We start from the raw sequence: 25013 nt of genomic DNA on the forward strand, positions 1-25013 counted from the left end.
ACCGAGCACAGCGCGCGCCACCACAGCGATCGCCGCCAGCGCACCGAGCACCAAGCACCAAGCACCAAGCACACCAAGCACACCGAGCACCGAGCACCGAGCACAGCGCGCGCCACCGCGAGCACCGCCAGGGCACTGAGTACCACCACAGCGAGCACCAGCGCAGCGGGCACCGCCACCACAGCGAGCGCTACCAGCACAGCGCGCACTAGCACGGCGAGCGCCACCAACGCAGCGAGCGCTACCGCCACTGCGAGTACCGCCACCGCACCGAGTACTACCAGCACTGCGAGTACCGCCACCGCACCGAGCACTACCAGCGCAGCGAGTGCACCACCGCAGCGAGCACCGCCACCGCAGCAAGCACCATCGCCACAGCAAGCACCACCACACAAGACTTCTCAAAGGGGACCCACCATGACCACCGCCACCGTCGTCGCCGCCGGAACCACCGCCGCCGCCCCCAAGCCGTTCAAGACCATCCGCCACAGTGCGGCGCTGGCCAAGCGCAGCCTGATCAAGACCATGCGCACGCCGGAGGCGCTCCTGGACGTGACGCTCCAGCCGGTGATCTTCCTGCTGCTGTTCACCTATGTCTTCGGCGGTGCGATCGCCGGATCTCAGAGTGTGTACTTGCAGTACCTGTTGCCGGGCATCCTGGCGCAGACGATTGCGATGAGTGCCACGGCCATCGGCGTGAACATGAACACCGATATCTCCAAGGGTGTGTTCGACCGCTTCCGATCACTGCCGATCGCCAGGTCGGCTCCGCTGGTCGGCGCGGTGCTCGCCGACTTCGTCCGCTACGCGCTGGTCGCCGTCATCACGCTGACCGTCGGCTACGCGATGGGCTTCCGGATCCACACCAACCCGCTGGAGGCCGGCGCGGCGCTGCTCGTCTCCGTGGCCTTCGCTTTGGCGCTGAGCTGGGTGTCGGTGTTCCTCGGGATGCTGGCCCGGACCCCTGGCGCGGTGCAGGGCATGATGATCCTGCTGGTGCTGCCGCTGAGCTTCGGCAGCAACACCTTCGTGCAGACCAACACCCTGCCGGGCTGGATGCAGGCCTTCGTCAACGTCAACCCGATCACGCACCTGGCCGGCGTCTCCCGCGGCCTGTTCCTGGGCGGGCCGGTCGCCACCCACATGCTGTGGACGTTCGGCTGGATCGTCGGGCTGACCGCGGTCTTCATGCCGCTGGCGCTGCGGGCCTACGGCCGCAAGGTCTGAATGCCGCTCTTCGGGTCGGTCAGGATCTCCTCCGGCAGACCCAGCGTGTGCGCGACGAGAGCTTGGTTCTCGTCGCGCGTCGCGCTTTTTCCGGCCGTATAGCAGGACTCGTAGTCGGGCTGCCCGGCGAGCTTCTTCACCAGCGCGACGCGTTCGGTGTCGCTGTGGTCGGCCGCGCCGAGCATGCTCTCGGAGGCGCCGAGCAGCCGCATCGCGAGCTCGGTCTGGCCGACGGCGTGGGCGTAGCGTGCGGCGCCGCCCGCCATCCGCGCCTGGATGGGCATGTCGCGGGCGATCAGGCCGAAGCAGAAGGCCCGGCCCAGCGCGGCGCGCGCGGCGTCGGTCTGGCCGGAGTCCAGGTACAGGTTCGCCACGCTCGCCTCGCGGAACGCCAGCAGCTGCGGCGGTCCGTTCCAGCTGTCGATGAACTCCACACTGGCCATGTTCAAGTAATGCCAGGCGCGGTCGGTTTCGCCGGATTGCCGGTGGTGTTCGCTGAGCCCGAGCATCGCCACGAAGCAGCTCATCTGCGAACCCGAGCGCCGCGCCGACTCCAGGACCTCCTCCAGCAGCGCGCGGGCGGCGTCGGTCTGGCCGAGCCGGGTGAGCAGTTGGGCCCGGCCGATCTGGATCTGCGCGGCGCTGGTGAAGGCGTTGATCTCCTGGATCAGTTCCAGCGCCTCGGATTGCAGCCGCAGGGCCGTCTCGTCGTCGCCGTCGGTGACGGCCAGCGAGGCCAGGCCGTTCAGGGCGGCCGACAGACCCCAGCGGTCGCCGAGCTCTTCGAAGACGGCGGAAGCGTGCTCCAGGTCGGCACGCACCGGCGCGCGGACCCCGGCGTTCTCCGCGGACATGCCGCGCATCAGGTGCAGCATCGCGCCGACCCACGGATCCGGGTGCACGCCGTACTTCTCGACCGCGGCGTTCAGCTGCTCCCGGTCGTCGCTGAGCATCGGCGCGATGACCGCCGCCAGCGCCAGCAGCGGATGCTCGATCTCGCCCAGGGCGGCGATCTCCGCGGCGATCTCGCGGGTCATCCGAGGGACCTCCTCCCAGAGGTAGTCCTCCATGACCGAGGTGATGCGCGCCATCACCGAGACGATCGCGCGCGCCTCCTTCGGCGAGGGTCCCGGAACCTGCAACGCCAACCGCGTCCAGGACCGGCCCTCCTGGTTCTGGTCGCCGAGCGTCCAGTACCAGGACATCGCGGCGGCCAGGCGGATCGCGGTGTCGGCGTCCTCGTCGGCGGCGGCGAACCGCAGTGCGGCCAAGATGTTGTCGCGCTCGGCGTTGAGGCGCTTGAGCCACGCCATCTGCTGCGAGCGCCGCAGCTGCGGCTCCGCGGTCTCGGCGAGTTCGAGAAAGAACGCCGCGTGCGCGCGCCTGGTGACGGCCAGCCGGCCGGTCTCGCTCAAGCGGTCGGCGCCGTACTCGCGCAGCGTCTCCAGCATGCGGAAGCGCGGGTCCTGACCGGGCTCGGTCGGCACCGACTGCAGCAGCGACTTGTCCACGAGCGCGGAGAGCAGGTCGAAGGCGGAATCGGCGTCCAAGCCGGGGGTCACCGCGGCGGCGGCCGCGGCGGTGACGCCGCCGGGGAAGACCGCCAGGCGCTCGGCGAGGTCGCGCTCGTCGTCGGAGAGCAGCTCCCAGCTCCACGCGACGACGGCGCGCAGCGTCTGATGCCGCGGCATGGCAGTGCGGCTGCCGCCGGTCAGGAGCCGGAACCGGTCGCTGAGCCGGCTGGCGATCTGGTGCAGCGGCAGGGTTCGGAGGCGCGCGGCGGCGAGTTCGATCGCCAGCGGCAGTCCGTCCAGGCTGCGGCAGATGCGGATCACGTCGGGGAGCGTGTCGGCGTCGACGGCGAAGTCCGGCACGACAGCGGCGGCGCGGTCGGCGAACAGCCGGACGGCGGGGTAGGCCAGCACGGTGTCGGCGACGGTGTAGGTAGAAGGGTCCGCGGATTCGCTTGCTGGGGCTCGGTTTCTGCCCGCCGAGGCGAGGCTTCCGGATCCGCCGGACGGTGCGCAGATCACGGCTTCGTCGGTCACGCTGTACGTCCCGCCACCGGTCGTCGGATCGCAGGTCTCGCCGCCGATCCCGTTCCCAAGCCCGTTCCCGTTCCCGTTCCCGTTCCCGCTCCCGCTCCCGTTTCCGTCCGCCGGAGTCCGGCTCCGGCTGTCCGCCCGGCCCATCGCCGCCAGCCGGCGCGACTCGCGGGCCCGCGCACCGGCCTCGTCGAAGTCCTCCGCGTCCGGCAATCCCAGCGGCGGCACCGGGAACAGGCTCTCGCCGTCGATGGTCAGCGGTTCACGGCTGGTGGCCAGGACGCGCAGCCCCGGCGCGTGGCCCAGCAGCGTCTCGGCGAGCCCGGCGGCGGCGCCGACCAGGTGCTCGCAGTTGTCGAGGATGAGCAGGATCCGCTTCTCGGCCAGCGTCTCGATCAGGTGGCCCTCGGCGCTGCGCAGCAGGGCGGCGGCCGCGGCCGGCGAGCCGTTGCTGCTCATCATCCGGCTTTCGCGCGGACCCAGCGCCGACAGCACCGCCTGCGGTACCTCGCCGGGATCAGTGACCGGCGCGAGTTCGGCGAGCCAGGCGCCGTCAGGGAAGCGTTCCAGGACGCGCTGCGCCGCCTCGCCGGCCAGCCGGGTCTTGCCCGCGCCGCCCGGGCCGACGAGCGTCACCAGGCGGGAGGCGTCCAGCATCTTGCCGATCCGGGTCACCTCCTCGTCGCGCCCGACGAAGCTGGTCAGGCGGGACTTGAGGTTCGTGCGCGGCGCGTGTTCCAGAGCAGGCGGCGCCAAGGCGGGGTCGCTGCGCAGCACCGCGAGATGGACTTCGGCCAGGTCCTTGGACGGGTCGATGCCGAGCTGGTCGGCCAGGGCCCGCCGCACTTGTTCGTAGACGGCCAGCGCGTCGGCCTGCCGTCCCACCGCGTACAGGGCTCTGACATGCAGCGCGGCGATGTTCTCGCGCAGCGGGTGTTCGGCGCCGAGCGCCTCGAGTTCGGCCAGCGCCTCGGCGGCGTGTCCCAGCCGCAGCTCGGCGTCGAGCCGGTCGGTCAGCGCGGCGAGCCGCAGCTCGTCCAGCCGTGCGGCCGGCGCCACCGCGAACGCCGCGTCGGCGACGTCGGCCAGGGCCGGACCCCGCCACAGCGCCAGCGCCTCGCGCAGCGTCGCGCGCGCCGCCGAGGGGTCGTCGGCCCGCAGCGCCTCACGGCCCGAGCGCGACAGCGACTCGAACCGCATCGCGTCCACCGACTCCGGCGCGATCGCCAGCCGGTATCCGCCGGGAGCGGAGGCGAGCAGCGCGGGATCGCCGAGGACTTTGCGGACACGCGAGATCAGGGACTGCAGCGCGTTCGCGGCGCCTTCCGGAGGCTCGTCGCCCCACAGCGCGTCGACGAGCGCCGAGACGGTGACCGCGCGCCCGGCGTCCAGCGCGAGCCGGGACATCAGGGTCCGCAGACGCGCGCCGCCGAGGGCCACCGGCGCGCCGTCGACACGGATCTCCAGCGGGCCCAGGATCGATACGGTCAGCGGCACCGTCCCAGTCTGGCATGCGGGCCGCCGCTGGGGCGCCGGCGCGCGCCGGGTTCCCAACCTAACACTTGCTTGGTACGCTCCCGGCGTGGCCCTCACCCTCGACCTCACCGGCCGCGTCGCCCTGGTCACCGGCGGCGCCCGGGGCGTGGGGCGGGGCGTCGTCAGCCGGCTGCTCGCCGCGGGCGCGCTGGTCGTCAGCTGCGGACGCACCGTCCCGGACCCGCCGCTGCCGGACGGCGCCGAGCACCGCACCGCCGACGTGCGCGACGCCGACCAGGTGCGGGACCTGGTCGAGGGCGTCGTCGCCGACCACGGACACCTGGACCTGGTCGTCAACAACGCCGGCGGCGCGCCCTATGCCCTGGCCGCCGAGGCGAGCCCGCGCTTCTCGGCGGCGATCGTCGGTCTCAATCTGCTGGCTCCACTGACGGTCGCGCAGGAGGCGAACCGAGTCATGCAGCGCCAGGAGGGCGGCGGCCACATCATCAACATCTCCAGCGAGAGCGCCCGCCGAGCCAGTCCCGGCACGGCCGCGTACGGCGCCGCCAAAGCCGGGCTGGAGAATCTGACGCGCACGCTCGCGGTCGAGTGGGCGCCGCGCGTCCGGGTGAACGCGATCACCGTCGGACCGGTGCGTACCGAACAGTCTCACCTGCACTACGGCGACGAGGCAGGCCTCGCCGCCGTCGCCCGCACCATCGCTCTGGGCCGGCTCGCCGAGCCGGAGGATGTCGGCGATCTGTGTGTCCTGCTGGCATCGCCGTTCGCTTCCTACCTCACCGGGACAGCGATACTTCTCGACGGCGGCGGGACCCGCCCGGCGTTTCTCGACGCCGCCAACGCCGAACATCCGTGAGGAGCAGTCATGGCAGGGATCTGCGAAGGCCGCGTGGCCGTCGTCACCGGAGCCGGGCGCGGTCTGGGGCGCGCGCACGCCCTGGAGTTCGCGCGGCAGGGCGCCAAGGTCGTGGTCAACGACCTCGGGGTCGGACCCGACGGGAGGGACGGCAGCGACGCCCCGGCGCAGGAGGTCGTCGCCGAGATCGCGAAGGCCGGCGGCGAGGCGGTCGCCGACCACCACGACATCGCCACCTGGGACGGCGCGGCGGGCCTGGTGCGGACCGCCCTGGACGCCTTCGGCCAGCTCGACGTCCTGGTCAACAACGCCGGCTTCCTGCGCGACCGGATGCTGGTCAACCTCTCGGAGCAGGACTGGGACGACGTGGTCCGGGTTCACCTCAAGGGCCATTTCCTGACCCTGCGGCACGCCGGGGCGCACTGGCGCGACCAGTACAAGTTCGGCAACCTCAACGACGCCCGGGTCGTCAACACCAGCTCCGGCGCCGGTCTTCTCGGCTCGGTCGGCCAGGGCAACTACGCCGCCGCCAAGGCCGGCATCGCCGCGCTGACCATCCAGGCCGCCGCCGAACTCGGCCGCTACGGCGTCACCGTCAACGCCATCGCCCCGGCGGCGCGCACCCGCATGACCGAGGGCCCGTTCAGCTCCATGATGGCCGCGCCGGACTCCGGCTTCGACGCCATGGCGCCGGAGAACGTCTCCCCGCTGGTGGTCTGGCTCGGCTCGGACCGCTCCCGGGCGGTCAGCGGCCGAGTCTTCGAGGTCGAGGGCGGCCGGATCGGCGTCGCCGACGGCTGGCAGCACGGCCCGACCGTCGACAAGGGCGCGCGCTGGGAGCCCGCGGAGCTGGACGCGGTGGTGGCCGGACTGATCGAGCAGGCGCCAGTGCCGGGAGCGGTGTACGGCGCGTAAAGGGCCGCTGCTTCAGCACTCTGGCGCGCTGTCCGCATGGGATAGCCTCGCGTCTCGGACGAACAACGGACGATTTGGACGGGAGCGGCGAGCATGCGGGTGTCATTGCGGCACGGTCGATACGGTCGATGGGCAGTGCTGGCGGCGGCCGGCGCGCTGGCGCTGGCGGGGTGCAGCTCGTCCGGGAGCGCGAAGGGTTCGACCGGCGGCTCGGCGCCGCAGGGTGCCCCGTCGAGCACGAGCACGGCTTCGAGCGCGGCGTCCGGAGGGACCGCGGCCGGCAAGCAGTGGTCCAAGGAACCGGCGATGACCATCGACGCGAGCAAGAAGTACACGATGGTGCTGCACACCTCGCAGGGCGACATCACCATCGCGATGGACGCCGCCAAGGCGCCGCACACCGTGAACTCGTTCAACTTCCTGGCCGGGCAGCACTTCTTCGACGGCAGCTACTGCCACCGGCTGTCCACCTCCGCCGGTCTGCAGATGCTGCAGTGCGGCGACCCGACGGCCGGCGCCACGCCGAAGGACACCGACGGCTCCAACGGTCCCGGCTACACCTTCCAGGACGAGAACCTCTCCGGCGCCACCTACCCGGCCGGCACCGTCGCGATGGCCAACGCCGGCCCGAACACCAACGGCAGCCAGTTCTTCCTGGTCTTCGGCGACAGCCAGCTCGCGCCGAACTACACCCCCTTCGGCACCATCACCGACGGCATGGGTGTCCTGGTCCACGTCTCCTCCGGCGGCATCAGCAACCCCGGTCAGGACGGCACCGGCCGCCCGACGGTCCCGGTCGAGCTGAAGTCGGTCTCGGTCACCGCGGGCTGACGGAGCTCGAGGGCTGATAAAGCTCGCGAGCCGATGTAACCCGTCCCGGCGTCGGCCGGTGTGTCCAGTGGTGTACTGACCACCGACCGACAGGGGCGGGCATGGAAGGGACGGTCGCCGAACGGCGATTGCGAGCACAAGGCGGGGGATCGGCGGTGAAGGAAGCGCAGGAGGAATCCTTCCGGGAGTTCGTCGAGGGTTCCTGGAGCCGCCTACTGCGCACCGCGTACCTGCTGACCGCGGACCACGGCGCGGCCGAGGACCTGGTCCAGGTCGCGCTGATGCGCACCTACCGGCACTGGGACCGGATCGAGGCGTACGAGTCGCCGGAGGGCTACGTCCGCCGCGCGATGGTCAACGCCAACATCTCGGCCTGGCGCCGCCGAAAGCACGTCGTCCACGTGATGGCCGAGCCGCCGGAGCGGCCCGCCGAATCGGGCGACCATCAGGACGCGTACGCGGTGCGCGACGAGCTGTGGCGCGCGGTCTGCGCGATGTCGCCGCGCATGCGCACCGTCTTCGTCCTGCGGTATTTCGAGGACCTGACCGAAGCCGAGACCGCCGCGGTGATGGGGTGCGCGGTCGGCACCGTGAAGAGCCAGATCGCCCGCGGGCTGACGAAGCTGCGCGGTGAACTGCGGGCCGAGGGGAGTTTGCGATGAGTGCCGACGAGCGCGAGAACGTCCCCGGCCGCGGCAATCTGGAGAACGACCTCGATAACGACCTGGAGCACAACCTGGAGAACGAGTTCCGGGCGATGTTCGCCGAACGCTCGGAGACGGTGCGGCCGGCCACGTCGCCGTACGCGGCCGTGCGGCAGCGCATCGGCGCGGCGCGGCGCCGGCGCCGGATGCGGATCGGCGGCGCGAGCATGGCGTTCGCGGTGGCGGCGGTCGGGATCGGGGTGTGGGCGACGGTGCCGGACGCGCATCATCGCGCGATCGGTCCGGCGTCGCACGGCGCGGGGACGCTGACACCCGAGGTCATGTACGCCGGCGGCCGCACCGAGATCCCCGCCGGGCCGCTGCGGGATGCCGCGCTGGCCTGGCTGCGCGCGAACTACCACGGCAGCCTGTCCGGCCGCACCGTGGTGACGACGTTCGACGAGAACCTGCAGACGGTGGCCTCGACGAAGGTGGAACCCGGCGACAGCGGCGTGGCGATCGTCGACTGGCGGAACGGCGAGGTGCTGGCTCTCGGCGGCACCTGGAACCGGCCGCTGCCGATCGCCGACACCATGAAGCCGCTCGTCTTGGCGGCGGCTTTCACCACCGGTCATTACACCCCCGACTCGACGGTGCCGCTCGACGCCCAGACGCACCCGCTGGTCTGGCCTCCGAATGCGAAGCAGCCTATGACGTACATGGGGGCGCACGGAAAGGCCGACTGGCCGCCGGAATCACCCACCGTCCACATCCAGGACGTCGACGTCACGCTGCGCAAGGCTGCCGAGATCGGCGCCAACGGGCCCTTCGCCCAGCTGGGGCTGGCGCCCGACCTGGGACCGGCCGAGGTCTACGATCTCGCCACGCGGATGGGGATTCCGAGTGGGACGAAGGACTTCGTCCCGGTGCCCGCGCTGATCCTGGGGACGGCGGAGGCGACCCCGCTGACGATGGCGACGGTCTACGCGACCCTTGCCGACGGCGGCGTCCGGCACGATCCGGTGATGGTCGGTCAGCTGCTCGGCAAGGACGGCCGGGTGGTCTGGACGCCGAGCGCCAAGAGCGAGCAGGTCCTGGCGCCGAGCGCCGCGCAGGGAGTCACCGACGTGCTGCACTCGGCCCTGACCGACGGCACCACCGGGACCGCGGTCGAGCCTCGGACCAGCGCCGAGGCCGGGACCTGGGCCATGGCCGGAGCCATGGACGGGGCGAAGGCGGCCTGGTTCGACGGCGCCGACTCGCACTACGTGATATCGGTGGCGGTGTCCAAGACCGACGCGAAGGGGACCCTGCTCCCGCTCTCCGCCGACGGGCACAACGGTCCCGACGTCGGCAGCCGCCTCGCGGGCCCGATCTGGGCGGGGATGGTGCAGACGCTGCGGAACCAGGGCTGATCCCGGGGTGTGGGCGAGGGATCCGCCGGGCGGCCTGAGCGCCGTCCGGCGGATCCGGGTCCTGATCTCAGTGCGGCGATCTCAGCGCAGCGCCACCCGCCGAGCCAGCCCCAGCGGCAGCCCGCCGGACCCGGCGATCGTGTCGTGGAACTGCTTCAGCGTCCCCTTGCCCTGCTTCACGTACTCCGCCCGGATCGCCTCGATCTCCAGGCATCCGGTCAGGTACGACGCCGCCTGGGTCGGCCACGCGCAGTAGCGGTTCACCTCGCCCTTGGCGGTCTCCGGGGTCAGCGAGGCCTTCGAGGCCATGAAGCGCTCGGCCTCCTCGATGCCCATCTCGCCGGTGTGCAGCGCGGTGTCCACCACGATGCGCGCCGCGCGGAAGATGCGCGCGTCCAGGTGTCCCAGCTCGTGCCGCGGGTCGGCGAAGTAGCCCTGCTCGCGCATCGCGGTCTCGATGTACATCGCCCAGCCCTCGGTGAAGTACGGGGTGGTGAACGTGCTGCGCACCGGCCGGCCCTGGTCGGCGACCCACGACAGGTGCCAGTGGTGCCCGGGGTAGGCCTCGTGCACGGCGATCGTCGGCATCGACACCCGCGCGTTGGTCTTCAGCCGGCCTCGCACCGCCTCCGGAGCCGAACCCGCGGGGGTGAACGGCACGTTGAACACCCCGGTCCGGGACGACGTCAGCGCCGGCGGCCGGCTGTAGGACGCCACCGACAGCACCGCGCGCACGAACTCCGGGCCCGGCTGCACCAGGCACTGCTCGCCCGGCGCGAACGACACCAGGTCGTGGTCCTTCGTGAACTGCCGGGCGCGCTCGGTCTCGGCGGTGTACTCGGCGAGCATCGCCTCCTCGGTCGGCGGGATGTCCTCGCAGAGCATCTCCATGGTCGCGCGCCAGTCCCGGGACCCGCCGGGGATCCGCGCCGCCAGCTCCTGCATCTCGGTGTTCAGCCGGTCGTACGCCGCCTGGCCGCGCCGGTGCAGCTCCGCCGTGTCGTAGCCGAGCATCTCGACGTCCTGCAGCAGCCGGGAGTACGTCTGCTCGCCGAGCCGCCAGTCGCCTTCGCAGCGCTCTGCGAAGTCCGCCAGGTGCGCCGCCAGCTCGTCGAACGCCGCGGCGGCCGGCTCGGCGGCCTCGGCGACCTGGGCCCGCAGCCCTTCGTCGGCCAGCATCGCCGGCAGCGCTCCGGTCAAGAACGCTCGTCCGGTGCGCGCCTGGCCCAGCGCGCGGTCCACGAGAAGCTTCGGCGCCACGGCGGGGTCCAGGTTCTGCCGGCACGCCGCCAGAACCTCAGGGACCTGCTTGAGCTTTGCCAGCGTCTCCTCGGCCAAACGCTCCTCCGGCCGCGTCTTCTGCTCCAGCGGGAGGTAGAGACCGAACAGCGCGGTGGTCACGTAGTCGCCGGGATCGCGGCGCCACACCTGACGCTCGGCCATGATCCCTTGCCGGCGCAGCTGCGCCCTGACCAGGTCGCGGTCGATGCCGTCCTGGAACGCGGCTTCGGCCGACGCGCCGTCCGCGCGGTCATCGGTGCCGTCCGCGCGGTCGCCGGCGTCGGAGTCGGCGGAGCCCTCGCCCGAACCCCCGCCGCCGGCCAGCGCGTCCAGCTTCGCCAGCTGCGCCGCCGCCTCGCGAGCCCGGCGCTCGTAGCCGTCGGCCGTCAGATCGCCGAGGGTCCGCGTGCGGTCCGGATCGTCCGAGCCCATGACCGTGGCCAAGACCGGGTTCGCGTCCAGGTACCAGCCGACTGCCTCGGCGACCGCCGCCGCCACCGGGTTCTGGGAGTCATCCGTCGTCATGGGGCGACCGTAGCGCTCCAAGAGCATTTGCGGCTGCGGCGATCCCCCTTGACGTACCCTCGCCACCGGTCTGGACCAGTGCTGAGACCAGCACTGGTCCAGAGCGTCCGGTGGGCGCCCCACCCCGCGTGCGGCTCAGAAGGTGGCGTTGGTCACCCAGTGGTCCACCAGTACGTGGTCGCCCAGTACTTCGATCTCCTGGGCGCCCGGAGAGCGCCGGCGCCACAGGAACAGGTACAGCTCGCCGACCGGTCCGCGGACGGCGGCCGCGCCCTTGGCGTGCGCGCGGCGCCAGCGGAAGCCGTTCGGCTCCAGGGTGATCAGCCATTCGGCGCGCTCGCCGGCGGCGGAGGCCGGGTCGGCGTCGGTGGCGTGCAGGTGCAGGGTCTCGCCGTCGCCGGTCAGGGCCCTGATCTTCGGGGAGAACGCGGCCGCCGAGGGCAGCACGGTCAGGAACTCGTCGATGCCGTCGGCCGCGACCGCCGGGTCGAACTCCGGTGTCCGGCCCAGCGCCATGATCATGTCGGCGCCGTGCATCGTGGTCTCGTGCAGCATCCGGCGCGCCCAGAAGCGGGCGTGCTGGTCCGGACCCCAGGACCAGACCGGCTTGTCCGGGCCGGCCTCGCGGACCGCGTGCGCCAGTTCCGCGGCGCCGGCCCGGATCCAGTCGCTGTAGCCGGCGTTGGACTCCGGGAAGCCCAGATCCAGGCTGCGCGGGTTGACCGCCTCGCTGCCCGGCGAGCGGACGATCGCCGCCGCCCAGCGGTGCGCCGTGCCGATGTGCCGGGCGACCTTGCGCACGGTCCAGCCGGGGCAGGTCGGGACCGGACGGGTCCAGTCGTCGGTGCCGAGGCCGTCGAGCAGCGTCGCCACGCGCTCTGCCTCGGCAGTGAATCGGTCCGTGTGGACGAGGTGCGGGTTGGCCGTCTCGCTCATCATCGGCTTGCCTTCCATCGGTGGTCTCGGGCGCCGCCGGCCGCGCGGACGAGGGTGCGCGCGAGGAGGACGACGGCGTGAGGGGACGAGTCATCGGTGGTGAACGGATATGGAATTGGTCGTGGACGCCGGTGCGCCCAGGAGGAACACTGGACCACCGCGCGGCAGGCCGCCACCCCCGGAGGTGTGATCATCGTCTCTTGCGTCCGCGTGGTTCCCGACCACCTTCCCCACCCGGACGCTGTCCACACCTGCGTCGCAGGTCCGACCTGAAAAACCGGGTCCGCGGTTTCCGCGAGGTCGGGCCGGTGCGTAACAATCGGGCCAAAGAACCGGGACTCACCGACCGCGGTGGCGGCTCCGGACGATCGGGAGGCACGCGCGTGGGACTGGTTTGGGGCTTGGTGGCGGCGGTCGGCTGCGCGCTCGCCTACGGCGCGGCGACGGTGTTCCAGGCGATCGGCGCCGGCCGCACCAAGGACACCGCCGGCGCCGGGGTGGACCCGCGCGTGCTGATCAGGGCCCTGTCCCAGCTGCCGTTCCTGGCCGGCGTGGGCCTGGACACCGTGGGACTGGTCGCGGACCTGATCGCGCTGGAGAAGCTGCCGCTGTTCGCGGTGCAGGCGATCATGAACTGCTCGCTGGCGGTGACCGCGCTGCTGGCGGTGCCGCTGCTGAAGGCCAAGCTGAGCCGCAACGACTGGATCGCGGTCGCCGCGGTGGTGCTGGGTCTGATCCTGGTCGGGATCTCCGCCGGCGCCGAGCCGCCGGTGCACGTCGGGCGCGGGGTCCACTGGGCCGTGCTGATCGCGGTCGTGGTGCTGATCGCCGGGTCCTTCTTCGCGATCTGGAAGCTCGGCGGCAACCCGGTGGTCCTCGCGGCCTTCGCCGGCTCGCTGTTCGGCGCGTTCGCGATCTGTGTGCGGATCCTGCCGGACCTGCATCCGGTGGCGCTGCTGACCGACCCCGCGGCCTACGCCGGGGTGGTCGCCTCGATCACCGGGTTCCTGTTCTTCACCACCGCGCTGCAACGCGGCTCGGTGACGATGGCGACCGCGACGCTGGTGGTCGGCGAGACCGGGCTGCCGGCGCTGCTGGGCTTCACGCTCTTCCACGACCACACGCGGCACGGGTTCGTGCCGGTGGCCGTGGTCGGCTTCGTGTGCGCGGTCGGCGGCGCGGTCGCGCTGTCCCGGTTCGGGGAAGCGGCGCCGCACTCGCCGGACGGTCAGGACGCGGACGCGGCCTCGGCGGAGTCGTCGGCCTGACGGCCGGCCCGCTCCCCTTCGTGGTCGATCGCGCGGTCGAGCGCCTCCCCGACGGCGGCGACCGCGTGCTTGACGTCGTCTACGACGTCCTCGACTTCTCCTTTGACGGCTTCGGCCGCCCCTTTGCGCCGTTTGACCACGAACAGCGCCGCGGCACCCACCACGACCAGGCCGAGCAGCACCCAGCTGACGATCGAGGCGTAGTGCTCCACCTTGTGCCAGGCGTTACCGGCGGCATAGCCCAGAAGAGTGAATCCGGTCGCCCAAACGATGCCGCCCAGCGCGTTCCAGAAGAGGAACTTGCGGTAGGGGATGCGCGACACGCCGCACAGTCCGGGCACCAGCGCGCGCAGCGCCGCCGCGAACCGTCCGGTGAACACCGCCTTCCCGCCGAGCCGGTTGATCAGCTGCTTGCCCTGCTCGATGTGCTCGGGCTTGACGAACCGCTCGGGCAGCCGGGTCAGCAGGCTGTCGCCCCACTTCTTGCCGACCTCGTACCCGATGCTGTCGCCGATCACCGCGCCGGCGATCGCCGCGGCCAGCGCCACGCCGAGGTTGACCTTCCCGCTGAAGGCCAGGAAGCCGCCGATCACGACGGCGATCTCCCCGGGGATCAGGAAGCCCAGGAAGACCGAGGCCTCCAGGGCCGGCAGCAGGAAGACCAGCGCCAGCGCGGCCGGGCCGGGCAGTTTCTGCAGCGTGTCCGCGATCCAGGTCAGTAGCGCTCCCATGGCGGTCAAGCTTAGGCGCTCGGCAATTCCGGCGGGACGTGCGAAGGTCGCCGATGGCAGTCATCCCTGAGGAGGACGCCTCAGGCGTGCGACGGCACCCTGGTCCACGCCCTCACGATGTCCCGCACCGAGATCATGCCGACGACCTCGTCGCCGTCGACCACGATCAGGTGCCGGAAGCCGCCGCGGGTCATCGCCTCAGCGGCCTGCTCCAGGGTCCAGCGCGGGGTGGCGAACACGACGTCGGAGGTCAGGTGTGACTCGACGGCCTCGGTGTCCGCGTCCAGGCCGGTGCCGAGGGCGTGCAGGATGTCCCGTTCGGTGATGATCCCGATCCCCGAGGTCTCGGGGTTGTGCACCACGGCGCTGCCGACGCCGCGCTGAGTCATCCGGTGTGCCGCCTGCCGGAGGGTGTGGCGTGGGCCGATCATGAGGATCTCGGTGGACATGGCGTCACGGACGTCGGCGGGCGGGGTGGAGGCAGACGAGGCAGACATGGTCGCTCCCTGATGATTCGCCTCGGGGTGGGCGCCGTGCCGGGGGAGGCGCGGTGCCGGAGGTCCTTCTCTTCACAAATTCACATGCAGGGAAGAGGTTGGCAAGGCGAAAGCGGGGAGTTTTTTCCAGTTCACCCTTCGAGCTGCTGGCCGCCCACGTAAAAGAGCAATTCCTCGTGCAAAAGACCGTTGGAGACCGCCGCCGAACCGCCCAGCACGCCGGGCGCTCCGTCCACCGAGGTGAACATCCCGCCGGCCTCGGTGACGATCACCGCCAGCGCCGCCATGTCCCACAGCGAGAGCTCGGGCTCGGCGGCCATGTCGCAGGCGCCCTCGGCGACCAGCATGTGCGACCAGAAGTCGCCGTAGGCGCGGGTGCGCCAGCAGGCGCGGGACAGGTCCAGGAACGCCTCGAGCTTGCCGTACTCCTCCCAGGACAGCGCCGAGCTGTACGCCAGGGAAGCGTCGGCTATGGCCGCCACCTTGGAGACGTGGCAGCGCTGCGCCGAGGCCAGCGAGCGGCCGGTGAACGCCCCGCCGCCCTTGGCCGCCCACCAGCGCCGGCCCAGCGCGGGCGCGGAGACCACGCCGGCCACCACCTCCTCGCCCTCCATCAGGCCGATCAGGGTGGCCCAGACGGGAACGCCGCGCACGTAGTTCTTGGTGCCGTCGATGGGGTCGATGATCCATTTGCGGCCGGTGGCGCCGGCCGCGGTCTCGCCGAACTCCTCGCCGAGCATCGCGTCGCGCGGACGCGCCCGGGACAGCGCGGAGCGGATCGCCTCCTCGGCCGCCTTGTCGGCGTCGGAGACCGGGGTCATGTCGGGCTTGGACTCCACCACCAGATCCCGGGCCTTGTAGCGGCCCATGGTGATGGCGTCGGCGGAGTCAGCGAGGACGTGGGCCAGCCGAAGGTCGTCGTCGAAGGCGGTCATGGGTCACACGATAGGGCGAATCCGCGACCCGCCGCGCCTGTCCTCCCAGGATGTGTGCGCCCTCCTCACTAGGCTGGCCGTATCTTCCGACGAACATCACCCCCAGGCCTGACGCCGCCGCGACGGACGCCGATCCCGTCGCCGCGGCGCCTGCGGTCGTGGCTGGGATTCGGCGCGGAGGCGGGGATGCCCGGCGAGGGCGGGTCGGACTCGGGTCCGACGGTGCCTTCGGCGTCGTCCGGGGCGGACGCGTCTTCGGTGCCGCACGCGCCGTCGCCGTCCTCCTCGCAGCCTTCCCAGTCCTCCGCGAGCAGCCGTCGCGGCAAGGAACGCATCGACCGCCTCCCGCCCGACCTCCTGGAACCGGTGGTCGAGCCGCGCTGCGGCATCGACGGCTGGACCTATCAGGGCACGGAGCTCGAGGAGTGCTTCCCGCCCCAGGTCGAGGCGGAGCTGGCGCAGACCGTGCACATGATCTGCACCCGGCTGGCGACCGCGTGGAACTACCGGCGCGCGGCGCAGCTGCTGGAAAGCCAGCGTGCTTACTCGCAGGCGTACGCCGTCCTGGAGATCTGGTCCGCCGAGGGACCGGACCCGGACCCCACGCTGCCGAAGTGGCGCGCGCGGCTGGCCCGCGCGGTGCTGGCGAACACCGGAGCTTGAGAGCTTGACAGCGCCAGCCGCCGTGTCAAGCTAGCCTCATGGGTTCCGCTCGTGAAGCACTGCTGGACGCCGCCTACGAGACCATCGTCGCCGGCCTGTGGTCCAGCGCCCGCATGGCCGACCTCGCGGCGCGCGCCGGCGTCTCGCGCCAGACCCTGTACAACGAGTTCGGGAACCGCGACCAGCTCGCCGCCGCCCTGGCGCTGCGCGAGGCCGAGCGGTTCCGGGAGCTGACCGGGCACGCGGCCCGCACCGCGCCCGGCGACATCGGCGCCGCCACCGCGGCCTCGGTGACCGCCGCGCTCACCGCCGCCCGCGACAACCCGTTGATCAAGGCCACCCTCACCGACGACACCTCGGGCCTGCTGCCGTACCTGACCACGCGCTCCGCGGCGATCATGGACGTCTTCCGCGAGGACTCGATCGCGGTGTTCACCGAGCGCTGGCCGGAGCTCGCCGAGCGGCCCGAGGTCCGCGCCGAGGTGGGCTGGATCTGCGAGACCGCCTTCCGCCTGGTGATCAGCCACCTGATCATCGCGACCGAGCCGGTCCAGACCACCAGCGCGCACATCGCCGAAGTGGTCCGCCGCCTGATGAGGGACCTCACGACGAACGAGTGACCCGAGCGAGGAGTCCGCTGTGACCACCCATGACCTCTACACCCTCCCGGCCGACCACGAGACCTGGGACGTCGCGAACACCGGCTACTCCCGCTTCTCCTGGGAGTACGACAACGGCCGCGACCGCCTCCTTCGCCTGTACCAGAAGGGCAAGGACAAGCAGTGGGACCAGGTGACCCGCATCGACTGGGACATCGAGGTCGACCCCGACGACATCCTGGGCTTCCCGCACGAGACCTCGCCCCTGTTCGGCTCGGAGATCTGGGACAAGATGACCCCCGAGCAGCACAACGAGCTCGGCCGCCACCAGGTCGCCTGGCAGTTCTCGAACTTCCTGCACGGCGAGCAGGGCGCGATGATCTGCTCGGCCCGCATCGTGGAGTCCGTCCCGGACCTGGACGCCAAGTTCTACGCCGCCACCCAGACCATGGACGAGGCCCGCCACGCCGAGGTCTACAGCAGGTTCTTGAAGGAGAAGGTGGGCCTGTTCTACCCGATCAACGACCAGCTCAAGGCCCTCCTGGACGACACCCTGTCCGACTCCCGCTGGGACATGCCCTACCTGGGCATGCAGGTCCTCATCGAAGGCCTGGCCCTGGCCGCCTTCGGCGTCATGCGCGACCTGACGGACATGCCGCTGCCCAAGCAGATCCTCGCCTACGTGATGCAGGACGAGGCGCGCCACGTCGCATTCGGCCGTCTGGCCCTGCGCGACTTCTACAAGGAACTCAGCCAGGCCGAACGCGACGAACGCGAGGAATTCGTCGTCGAGGGCTGCTACCTGATGCGCGACCGCATCAACGGCCGCGACGTCTACGAACACCTCGGCCTCCCCGTCGAGCGCTGCCTGGAGCTCAACGAGCACTCCGAGTACTACACCGCCTTCCGCAACCTGCTGTTCACCCGCATCGTGCCCACCGTGAAGGACATCGGCCTCTGGGGACCCCGCGTCCAGAAGGCCTACGAGGACATGGGCGTCCTGAACTACGCCGCCTCCAACGTCGAGGACCTGATGAAAGCCGACGAGGACCTCGCCGAACGCCTGGACCGCGAGAAGCGCTTCGCCGCCGAGGAGGCGGCGCGCGCCGCAGATGTGGACGCGACCATCGCTGCGGGGGAGGGGGAGTAGGGAGTAGATCGTCGAGCGGACGCCGTCGCCACAGCCTTCGCCGCCCCGCGCCCTACTTCGTGATGTACGACGACCACGTGGCCCGCGCGCCGGCGTCCCCGACCCGCACGGTCTGCACGACGGCGGCGACGGCGACGATCGTCGCGACTATCGCGAAGACGGTCGTCAGCGGCGGGCGCTCGTACTTCTCGGCGAGGATCAGGAGGATGGCGGCGACCAGGAGGCCCAGGACGTACCAGATCAGGGTCAGGCCCAGGTTCTTGTGGTCCACGATCTGCTTCAGCTGGCTGAAGCCGGGGTTGTGGTTGTAGAACTGCTCGCCGCTGATCCGGGCGACGTAGGTCCCGACGACGGCCAGCGCGTCGATGACGACGACGGCCAGACCGGCCTTCCCGGAGCGCCATTGCGGCCGTACCGCTATGGCGATCGTGGCCAGCGCGGCCACCGGGATACCCACGACCACGAGGTGGATCACGAGGATGTGGGTGGGCAGGTCGAAGATCTTGTACGTCACCGATGCCTCCGTCTAGTGGCTGTGCTGGAGCTAACGTACGGCACCTGTCCAAGGGTTCAATGCTGAGGCGAGCCGCCCGTCACCGGCCCATCCGCCGGGCCCAGAACTCCGCCTGCGCGTCGGCGGTGTCGTTGAAGAACTCGAGGATCGCCTGCGAGGAGAAGGGAGCGAAGGGGGAGAAAGCCTCGACCCCCTCGACCTCGCGCACCTCGAGCTGCGCGATCCCGGGAACCTGCCGCGCCGACGGCGTCTCGGCCTCGACGCCCCGTCCCAACAACCGCATATCCGCGACCAGGCACGTGACCGACCCCACGGCGTCCCGCCCGATCCACACCGGATACGACCCGTCACCCTTCCCGCTCGGGAACGTCAACAACTCCGAGACCCCGTCGCCCGGAATCGTCGCCTCGGCAGCCTCGACATCGTCAGCGTCCTGATACGCCGCAAGGGCGCTCACCGCAGACGCGTCCATGAACGCCGCGGTCCCGGAATCCACCACAAACCCGAAGAACTCCGACGCCCCCAACAACCGCTCGTCCTGCCCCGGCCGCAGCGCCAACTCCCACGTCGCGACCGGCTCATCGCTCACCCGCACCCGGGCGGCGGCAACGACATCCGTCTGGCGCCCCACAGCCCGCACGCGCGCGGTCTCCACCGCGTACTCGCCCGGCGTCAGCGTGACCGTATAAGGCGCGGCGGCTTGTTCCCCGAGCAGCTCCACCGTCGCCGGATCCGCCGCCACGATGCGTCCCGTCCCCAGCCGCAGCCGCCCGACCGCGCCCGGCTCTTGCACCTCGTACACATCGCCCTGCCCGTTGCGGATCCGCGTCCCCGGCACGAACAACGCCTCCAGCGCCGTCGGCCGCGCCCCCTCCGGCGCGCTCCACGGCGCCCAGAACGGTCCCTCGGCCTCCCGCTCGGGATCCGGCGCCGTGACGAACTCCAGCGGCTCGAACGCGCCCAGCAGCCAGCCGTCCACCGGCCAGCGCCCGAACTCCAGCAGCGGGATCCGGTGCAGCGGTGCGGGCAGCTTCACATAGCTCGTGAACTGGCCGCGCCGGGCGTCGTCCAGCGTCGCGCGCACCGGCTCGTCCGGCCAGAACCGGAAGGTGATCCGCAGATCGGCGCCGAACTCCGGCTCGTCGTCGTCCAAGTGCCGCCAGGCCTTCAGTTCGCGCAGCATCAGGTGGTCGCCGAGGTCCCGATAGGAGAACTTCAGCGACCTCCGGCCCGCCAGGTCGAAGGAGAACACCCCGACGTACCCGGCTCCGGTGTCCGCCTGGATCAGCGCCCGCGGCTCCGCGTCGATGCTGAGCAGCGCCGCATAACGCCGCCCCGCGTTGTGCCGCTCGCGGGCGGTCTGCTCCTTGAGAGGCCGGAACGCCGCGTGGGCCGCAGCATCCCAGCCCTCGCAGTACGCGACCTCGACGCGCGTCGGCTCCATCCGTTCGTGACTCCTTTTACTCCACAGCTTTCTTCAGCGCGTTCTACTCCACAGCCTTCTTCAGCGCGCCGATCAACAGCGTGAGGTCCGTCGGTCCGCTGTCCGCGTCCCGCCGGGCGCGCACGACCCGCACTTGCTCGCCCAACTCGTGCCAATCCTGAATACGCACACTAGGCCGGTTCGACGGCGACGCCGAAGACGCCATCGGCACGCCGATCCCGGCCGCCTGGAACGGCACCACCGCCCCGGACGTCAGCTTCGCCTGTCCGCGCCCCGGCAGATACGGCCCGCCCGGCGCCGCCGTGGTCGCCCCGGAGCCCAGCATCAGCCGCAGCGCCTCGGGGCTCGAGGTCTGCATCGCCACGCGCAGATCGGCGGCCAGGCACACCGGAGCGCTCAGCGCCGCCAGGAGCGCGCGCTCGCCGGTGGCGTTGCCCGGCGCGCCATACCCGGCGGTGTCGATGACCGAGGCACCGAGCACTATCCGCAGTCCGAACCGCCGCCCGCGGTCGGCCAGCCCGGCGAGCGTCTCCACGAACGCCGGGTGCTCGGCGGCGAGCGCGGTCAGGTTGTCGACGGCCAGCAGTATCCGCGGCGGCGCCTTGCGTCCTGGGGCAGCGCCGCTGGAGGGCACCAGCGCCGTGCCGTACTGCCCGCCGGTCGGCGGCATCGCGCCGGCTCCCGGAGGCGCTCCCGCGCCCGGCCCGCCGGCATACCCGTCCTGCTCGTCGTCCGGCGGCCACTCCCGCTGGTCGAGCTCGTACTCCAGCCGCCGCACCAGCCGCACCAGCGCCTCGTCGCCGACCGCGGAGGCGTCGACGTACTCGAAGACGTGCGGCAGGTCCTCGCACGGCGCCAGCGGCTTGCCGGGCCCGGCCGAGACCAGCGCGATGTCCAGGGTGTCCGGGTGGTTGGTCGCGGCCTGCCCGGCGACCACCGCGCGCACCAGCTCCGACACGCCCGAGCGGGAGTCGCCGCCGATCAGCACGTGCGCGGGCTCGGCGGCCAACGGACCGTCCGCGACCCGGCCCAGCGCGATCCGCGGCGTGGCCGGGTACGCCGCCCAGCGCGCGGACAGCTTGGCCGGCGTCAGCAGGTCCAGGCCGAGCAGCTCCAGCAGGCGCACCTGCTCCGGCAGCTGCGAGGTGGGAGAGACCCGGTCGATGCGGGTCTGCTCGTCCGGAGAAGTCGGGGTGTCGGTGCGGTCCCGCAGTGGCGCCAGGGCCCGGGCGAAACGGTCCGCCCACGCCACCGACACCATGTCCGCCACGGCGCCCTCGACCGGCGCGGCGTCCGGGGTGTCGACGCGCAGCCGGGAGTTGACCTCGCCGCCCAGTGTGACCATCGCACCGGTCTGCGGCGGCAGGTCGCCGGCGCGCTCGGCCAGACAGAGGGTGAACACGCCGGCCGACGGTCCCTCGGCCAGCACCTCGTTCAGCTCCGGGGAGCCGGACAGCGCCCGGATCGGGTCGACGACCAGGACCACCGCGCGGCCGGAGTCCGGCGTCGCGGCCGTCCCCGGACCGGGCGCGGGCGTCCGGCCGGTGCGCTGCCGGATCCGGTCGACCAGCTCGCCGAGCCGGGCCCGCGCCTGCTCCGGGCCCAGACCCAGCAGCCGCGAGCAGTCCTGGTCGTCCTCGGGCAGCAGGTGCGGCAGCCAGCGCGTCCAGCGCCAGTGCTCCTCGCCGGCCGGCGCGCCGTGCTCGCCGGCGGACTCCGGTACCAGCATCACGATCTCGACGTACTTCGGGCTGTGTGCCCCGGCGACCTGAGCGAGCGCGTAGCGCGCCAGGCGCGCCAGCTCCGGCCGCGGGCCCACCAGGCCGACGACGCCAGACTGCGCCAGGTCCACGGTCACCGGCACGGTCGGGACCCGCGGATGCACCGCCTTGCCGCCGACCACGGTCACGTTCGACGGCAGCGCGCCGGTCCCCAGGCGCAGCCGCAGGAAGTCCGGCTCTCCGGGACGGCGCTCCCACAGGCGCGCGTCGGGGCGTACCGCGGACACCAGAAGCGTCGCCGGGTCCGGCGCCGCCTCGCGCCGGATGCGCGCCTCCGCGGTGAGTGCGGCGGCGATCCGGCGGTCGACGTCCGCGCGCTCCTGCTCGTACTGCTCCATAGCGATACGGCGCGTTGCGGGGCGTCCCTTGTCCGACGGGCGCGGCGGGAGGTCGATGCGCACCTGTGGCGGATCCACCGGACCGCGTCCCCAGCCGATCCGGCCGACCGACACATGGCCGTTGCCATCGGGATGCACAGGTAGGTCCGGTACTCCGCCGGCCTCTACAGACAGCGCTATAGAGGATTCCCCCATACGCAACAGAGAGCCCGGACGCATCTCCACCGGAGCGCCGCCGACCTGTGCGCCGTCCAGGGTCATGCCGTTGGTGGAACCGAGGTCGCGCACGTATACGCGCACATAGCCGTTAGCAGACACAGCTTCGTGTTCGTGGCGAACCAGTAGCTCAGCGTGGATACGGGAGATATCGGGATCATCTACACGGATGTCCGCATCCGAGCCACGCCCGATCCGGATGGGGAGTTCTCCTCCGTAACCATCATCCTTAGGAGTGAGGAGATGGACCCCTCCGGCGTCCGGACCGGACACCACATATAGAGCGAGATTCCCGATCAGCGTCGCGGGCGTACCCGGAACGTCCAGCCACAGTCGCGCTCCGTCAACCAGTAACGGCCGTCCCAAGGGAGCTTCGTCCTCCAGCGGATCCAGCCCGGCGAACAGCCGTCCCGGTGCGCTCACCCCTGCGGCGGTGCGCAACTGCTGTGCTACGGAAGACAAAGTGGCGCCCGGCTCGGCGGTCACTAGAACGTCAGCGGAAGTCTGCCGGGATCCTTGGGTTCGGGTGACGGTGAGCCGGATCTGCATGGGGTGCATCCTCGCATGAGGTGACAGCTACGCGACACGGATGGCCTCTCAAGCCCTAGTCTTTGCCCTGGAGGGTTCTTCTTAAGCTGGTACTGGGGGGATGAGGAGCAGCGTGGGCAGGGCGATCGGAAGCAGGTACGAGCTCGACGACGAGATCGGCCGCGGTGCGTTCGGCGCGGTCTGGCGCGGCCGCGTGCGCGCGACCGGCGAGGCCGTCGCCATCAAGGTGCTCCTCGAGGAGTTCGCAGCCGACGCCGACGTGGTGACGCGGTTCCTGCGCGAGCGCGCGGCGCTGGTCGGTCTGAACCACCGCTCCCTGGTGCGGCTGCGCGACCTGGTCGTCGAGGGCGACATCCTGGCGCTGGTGATGCAGTTGGTCGAGGGCCCGGACCTGAAGAAGTACCTGGCCGGGCGCGGGCGCCTGGCGCCGGACGAGGCCGGGCTGCTGGTCGCCGAGGTCGCCGAGGGCATGGCCGTGGCGCACTCGGCCGGCATCGTGCACCGCGACATCAAGCCCGCCAACGTGCTGCTGGAGCAGGCCGACGGCGGTCTGCGGCCGCTGCTGACCGACTTCGGCATCGCCCGGATCGCCGACGCGCCCTCGGTGACCCGCACCCACCAGGTCGTCGGCACCCCCTACTACCTGGCGCCGGAGGTGGTGGCCGGGAAGAAGGCCACGCCGGCCGCCGACGTGTACGCCGCCGGCATCATGGTCTACGAGCTGATCACCGGCCACCCGGTCTTCCGCGGCCCGGACGCGGTCAGCGTCTTCCGCCAGCACATGAACACCGTCCCGGAGCGTCCCGCCGAGATCCCGCAGCGGCTGTGGCCGGTCATCGCCGCGGCGCTGGTCAAGGAGCCGGAGGCGCGGCCCTCGGCGACCGTGCTGGCCGCTCAGCTGCGGGCCGCCATCGGGCGCAGCGTGGAGGGCCCGGACGGCGAGCCCACGCACCACCTGCCGGTGGAGGGGCAGTACGGGACGCTGCGCCTGCCGCCGATGGGCCTGGCCGCCGCCGGCGCCGCCGCCTCGGGTGACTCCTCGCAGCCCGGCTCCTCCGGCCAGGGCTCGGCCGCCTCGGCGTCGGCCGGCGCCCCGACCACCGCGTTGCCGGCCGTCTCCCCGGCTGCGGCCGCGGCAGCTGCCAAGGCGGCCTCCGCAGCCGCCTCGGCCATCGAGCCGACCGTCCCGGTGGTCCGCCCCGCCGCGTCCTCCGCGCCGCTCCCGCAGCGCGCGGCGCGGATGGACGGCAAGATCGCCGGCTGGGACGCGCCCTCGGAGCCGGACGCCATAGGAGCCGGCGTCTCCCGCCGCCCCGCCGAGCCCGGCAAGGTCCCCGGCTGGGACGCCCCCTCGGACCCCGACGCGATCGGCGCCGGCGTCTCCCGCCGCGCCAACAGCCCGCAGCAGCCGCTCCCGCCGCAGATGCAGCGCCAGATCGAGCAGCTCCACAAGGAGCGCCAGCAGGAGTCGGCGCCGTCCCACCAGCAGCGCCTGGCCTCCTACCCGCCGCAGCCGCAGTTCGCCCCGCAGGGCTACCAGCAGCCCGGTCCCCAGGGCTACCAGCAGCCGGCGCCCGGCCAGCCCTACCCGGCGCAGAACCAGGGCTATCAGCCCACGCAGTTCCAGGGCAGCGTCCCGGCGCCGCCGCGGCCGGTTGCCCAGGCGCCGACCCATCAGCAGCGCCAGGCGCCGCCGCGCGAGCGGGAACGGGAGCGGGACCGCGAACGGGAGCGCGACCGAGACCGCGAGCCCTCCCGCCCGCCGGTCCAGAAGACGGTCGTCAAGCGCCGCCGCGGCATGCCGCTGGGCTGTCTGGTCAAGCTCGCGATCCTCGCCCTGATCGGGTTCGGCATCTACACCGGTGTCAACTGGGCCATGGCGAAGGTCAACGGCATCCACCACGATCTGAACAACTGGGTCTCGCGCGAATGGCATGTGATCGCGCAGAAGATCGACCTGGAGAAGAAGAAGGCCGTGCCGAAGATCCCGGGCCCGTCGGACCTCCCGACGTCCTTCCCGGGGTCGGTCACCACACCCTGACCCACCGGACGACCGGACGACCCGACGACCCCACGGCGAGCCCGCTTGCCCGGAAGGCGTGCGGCGCGGGAAAGTTTCGTGTCCCGGCGTTTCCCACGCGCCGGGCACGGCAGCG

At 71.8% G+C, this 25013-nt stretch carries 20 protein-coding genes; 11 read left to right on the forward strand and 9 right to left on the reverse strand.

Going from position 1 to position 25013, the window contains the following annotated elements; genetic code table 11:
- Nucleotides 1-417 precede the first annotated feature (417 nt).
- Nucleotides 418-1227 (forward strand): ABC transporter permease, encoded by an 810-nt coding sequence (locus CACI_RS06895; protein WP_012785601.1) that lies wholly within the window; start codon nt 418-420, stop codon nt 1225-1227.
- Here CACI_RS06895 and CACI_RS52120 read toward each other — a convergent pair.
- Nucleotides 1209-4769: a BTAD domain-containing putative transcriptional regulator gene (locus tag CACI_RS52120; RefSeq protein ID WP_012785602.1), complete on the reverse strand. Its 3561-nt coding sequence runs from the start codon at nt 4767-4769 to the stop codon at nt 1209-1211. The two genes, CACI_RS06895 and CACI_RS52120, sit on opposite strands and share 19 nt — an antisense overlap.
- Nucleotides 4770-4854: 85 nt before the next feature.
- On the opposite strand from CACI_RS52120, the gene CACI_RS06905 reads away from it, so the two are divergent.
- The 5 genes from CACI_RS06905 (at nt 4855) to CACI_RS06925 (ending at nt 9430) form a co-directional block, all read left to right on the forward strand.
- Nucleotides 4855-5625 carry an SDR family oxidoreductase gene (locus CACI_RS06905; RefSeq protein WP_012785603.1) on the forward strand — a complete coding sequence of 257 codons (771 nt, stop codon included), beginning with the start codon at nt 4855-4857 and terminating at the stop codon, nt 5623-5625.
- A gap of 9 nt (nt 5626-5634) precedes the next feature.
- Complete coding sequence (locus CACI_RS06910) at nt 5635-6540, forward strand: SDR family oxidoreductase (RefSeq protein ID WP_012785604.1); 906 nt, start codon at nt 5635-5637, stop codon at nt 6538-6540.
- 93 nt (nt 6541-6633) lie between these two features.
- Nucleotides 6634-7371: a peptidylprolyl isomerase gene (locus CACI_RS06915; RefSeq protein WP_012785605.1), complete on the forward strand. Its 738-nt coding sequence runs from the start codon at nt 6634-6636 to the stop codon at nt 7369-7371.
- A 101-nt stretch (nt 7372-7472) separates the two neighbouring features.
- On the forward strand, nt 7473-8033 hold the full coding sequence (locus CACI_RS06920) for a SigE family RNA polymerase sigma factor (protein ID WP_143765163.1): 561 nt from the start codon (nt 7473-7475) through the stop codon (nt 8031-8033).
- A complete protein-coding gene (locus tag CACI_RS06925; RefSeq protein ID WP_012785607.1) occupies nt 8030-9430 on the forward strand; it encodes a penicillin-binding transpeptidase domain-containing protein in 1401 nt (466 codons plus the stop codon). Before CACI_RS06920 ends, CACI_RS06925 begins: the two co-directional genes overlap by 4 nt.
- A gap of 81 nt (nt 9431-9511) precedes the next feature.
- On the opposite strand, the gene CACI_RS06930 is transcribed toward CACI_RS06925, so the two are convergent.
- Both CACI_RS06930 and CACI_RS06935 read right to left on the reverse strand, forming a co-directional pair.
- Nucleotides 9512-11236, reverse strand: coding sequence for a DUF885 domain-containing protein (locus CACI_RS06930; protein WP_049871974.1), 1725 nt, complete (start codon nt 11234-11236; stop codon nt 9512-9514).
- A 135-nt stretch (nt 11237-11371) separates the two neighbouring features.
- Nucleotides 11372-12175 carry a maleylpyruvate isomerase family mycothiol-dependent enzyme gene (locus tag CACI_RS06935; protein WP_041541270.1) on the reverse strand — a complete coding sequence of 268 codons (804 nt, stop codon included), beginning with the start codon at nt 12173-12175 and terminating at the stop codon, nt 11372-11374.
- Between the two features lie 380 nt (nt 12176-12555).
- Here CACI_RS06935 and CACI_RS06940 point away from each other — a divergent pair, with 380 nt between their 5' ends.
- The gene (locus CACI_RS06940; RefSeq protein WP_012785610.1) at nt 12556-13440 is read left to right on the forward strand and encodes a DMT family protein; all 885 of its coding nucleotides are present in this window, start codon (nt 12556-12558) and stop codon (nt 13438-13440) included.
- On the opposite strand, the gene CACI_RS06945 is transcribed toward CACI_RS06940, so the two are convergent.
- From CACI_RS06945 to hisN, 3 genes are all read right to left on the reverse strand, one after another.
- Complete coding sequence (locus CACI_RS06945) at nt 13401-14171, reverse strand: DedA family protein (RefSeq protein WP_012785611.1); 771 nt, start codon at nt 14169-14171, stop codon at nt 13401-13403. The two genes, CACI_RS06940 and CACI_RS06945, sit on opposite strands and share 40 nt — an antisense overlap.
- 80 nt (nt 14172-14251) lie before the next feature.
- A complete protein-coding gene (locus CACI_RS06950; RefSeq protein WP_012785612.1) occupies nt 14252-14668 on the reverse strand; it encodes a CBS domain-containing protein in 417 nt (138 codons plus the stop codon).
- A gap of 131 nt (nt 14669-14799) precedes the next feature.
- Nucleotides 14800-15603, reverse strand: coding sequence for a histidinol-phosphatase (gene hisN / locus CACI_RS06955; RefSeq protein ID WP_012785613.1), 804 nt, complete (start codon nt 15601-15603; stop codon nt 14800-14802).
- Between the two features lie 186 nt (nt 15604-15789).
- Between hisN and CACI_RS06960 the strand changes: the two genes are divergently transcribed.
- Genes CACI_RS06960 through CACI_RS06970 form a run of 3 tightly spaced genes read left to right on the forward strand, consistent with a single transcriptional unit; the run spans nt 15790 to nt 18015 of the window.
- Nucleotides 15790-16266 (forward strand): hypothetical protein, encoded by a 477-nt coding sequence (locus CACI_RS06960; RefSeq protein WP_012785614.1) that lies wholly within the window; start codon nt 15790-15792, stop codon nt 16264-16266.
- A 38-nt stretch (nt 16267-16304) separates the two neighbouring features.
- Nucleotides 16305-16886, forward strand: coding sequence for a TetR family transcriptional regulator (locus CACI_RS06965; protein ID WP_012785615.1), 582 nt, complete (start codon nt 16305-16307; stop codon nt 16884-16886).
- 19 nt (nt 16887-16905) lie between these two features.
- The gene (locus tag CACI_RS06970; RefSeq protein ID WP_012785616.1) at nt 16906-18015 is read left to right on the forward strand and encodes a ferritin-like domain-containing protein; all 1110 of its coding nucleotides are present in this window, start codon (nt 16906-16908) and stop codon (nt 18013-18015) included.
- Between the two features lie 52 nt (nt 18016-18067).
- Here CACI_RS06970 and CACI_RS06975 read toward each other — a convergent pair whose 3' ends face one another.
- The 3 genes from CACI_RS06975 to CACI_RS06985 all read right to left on the reverse strand — a co-directional run bounded on the left by CACI_RS06975 (nt 18068) and on the right by CACI_RS06985 (nt 22866).
- Entirely contained in the window at nt 18068-18529 is a 462-nt protein-coding gene (locus tag CACI_RS06975) for a DUF2231 domain-containing protein (protein WP_012785617.1), read from the reverse strand.
- Between the two features lie 79 nt (nt 18530-18608).
- Nucleotides 18609-19973, reverse strand: a complete 1365-nt coding sequence (locus CACI_RS45210; RefSeq protein WP_012785618.1) for a DUF4241 domain-containing protein — start codon at nt 19971-19973, stop codon at nt 18609-18611.
- 43 nt (nt 19974-20016) lie between these two features.
- On the reverse strand, nt 20017-22866 hold the full coding sequence (locus CACI_RS06985) for an FHA domain-containing protein (protein ID WP_083795570.1): 2850 nt from the start codon (nt 22864-22866) through the stop codon (nt 20017-20019).
- Nucleotides 22867-22969: 103 nt separating this feature from the next.
- Between CACI_RS06985 and CACI_RS06990 the strand changes: the two genes are divergently transcribed.
- A complete protein-coding gene (locus CACI_RS06990) occupies nt 22970-24898 on the forward strand; it encodes a serine/threonine-protein kinase (RefSeq protein WP_012785620.1) in 1929 nt (642 codons plus the stop codon).
- Nucleotides 24899-25013 lie beyond the last annotated feature (115 nt).

It is taken from the genome of Catenulispora acidiphila DSM 44928, assembly GCF_000024025.1.
GTDB lineage: Bacteria > Actinomycetota > Actinomycetes > Streptomycetales > Catenulisporaceae > Catenulispora > Catenulispora acidiphila.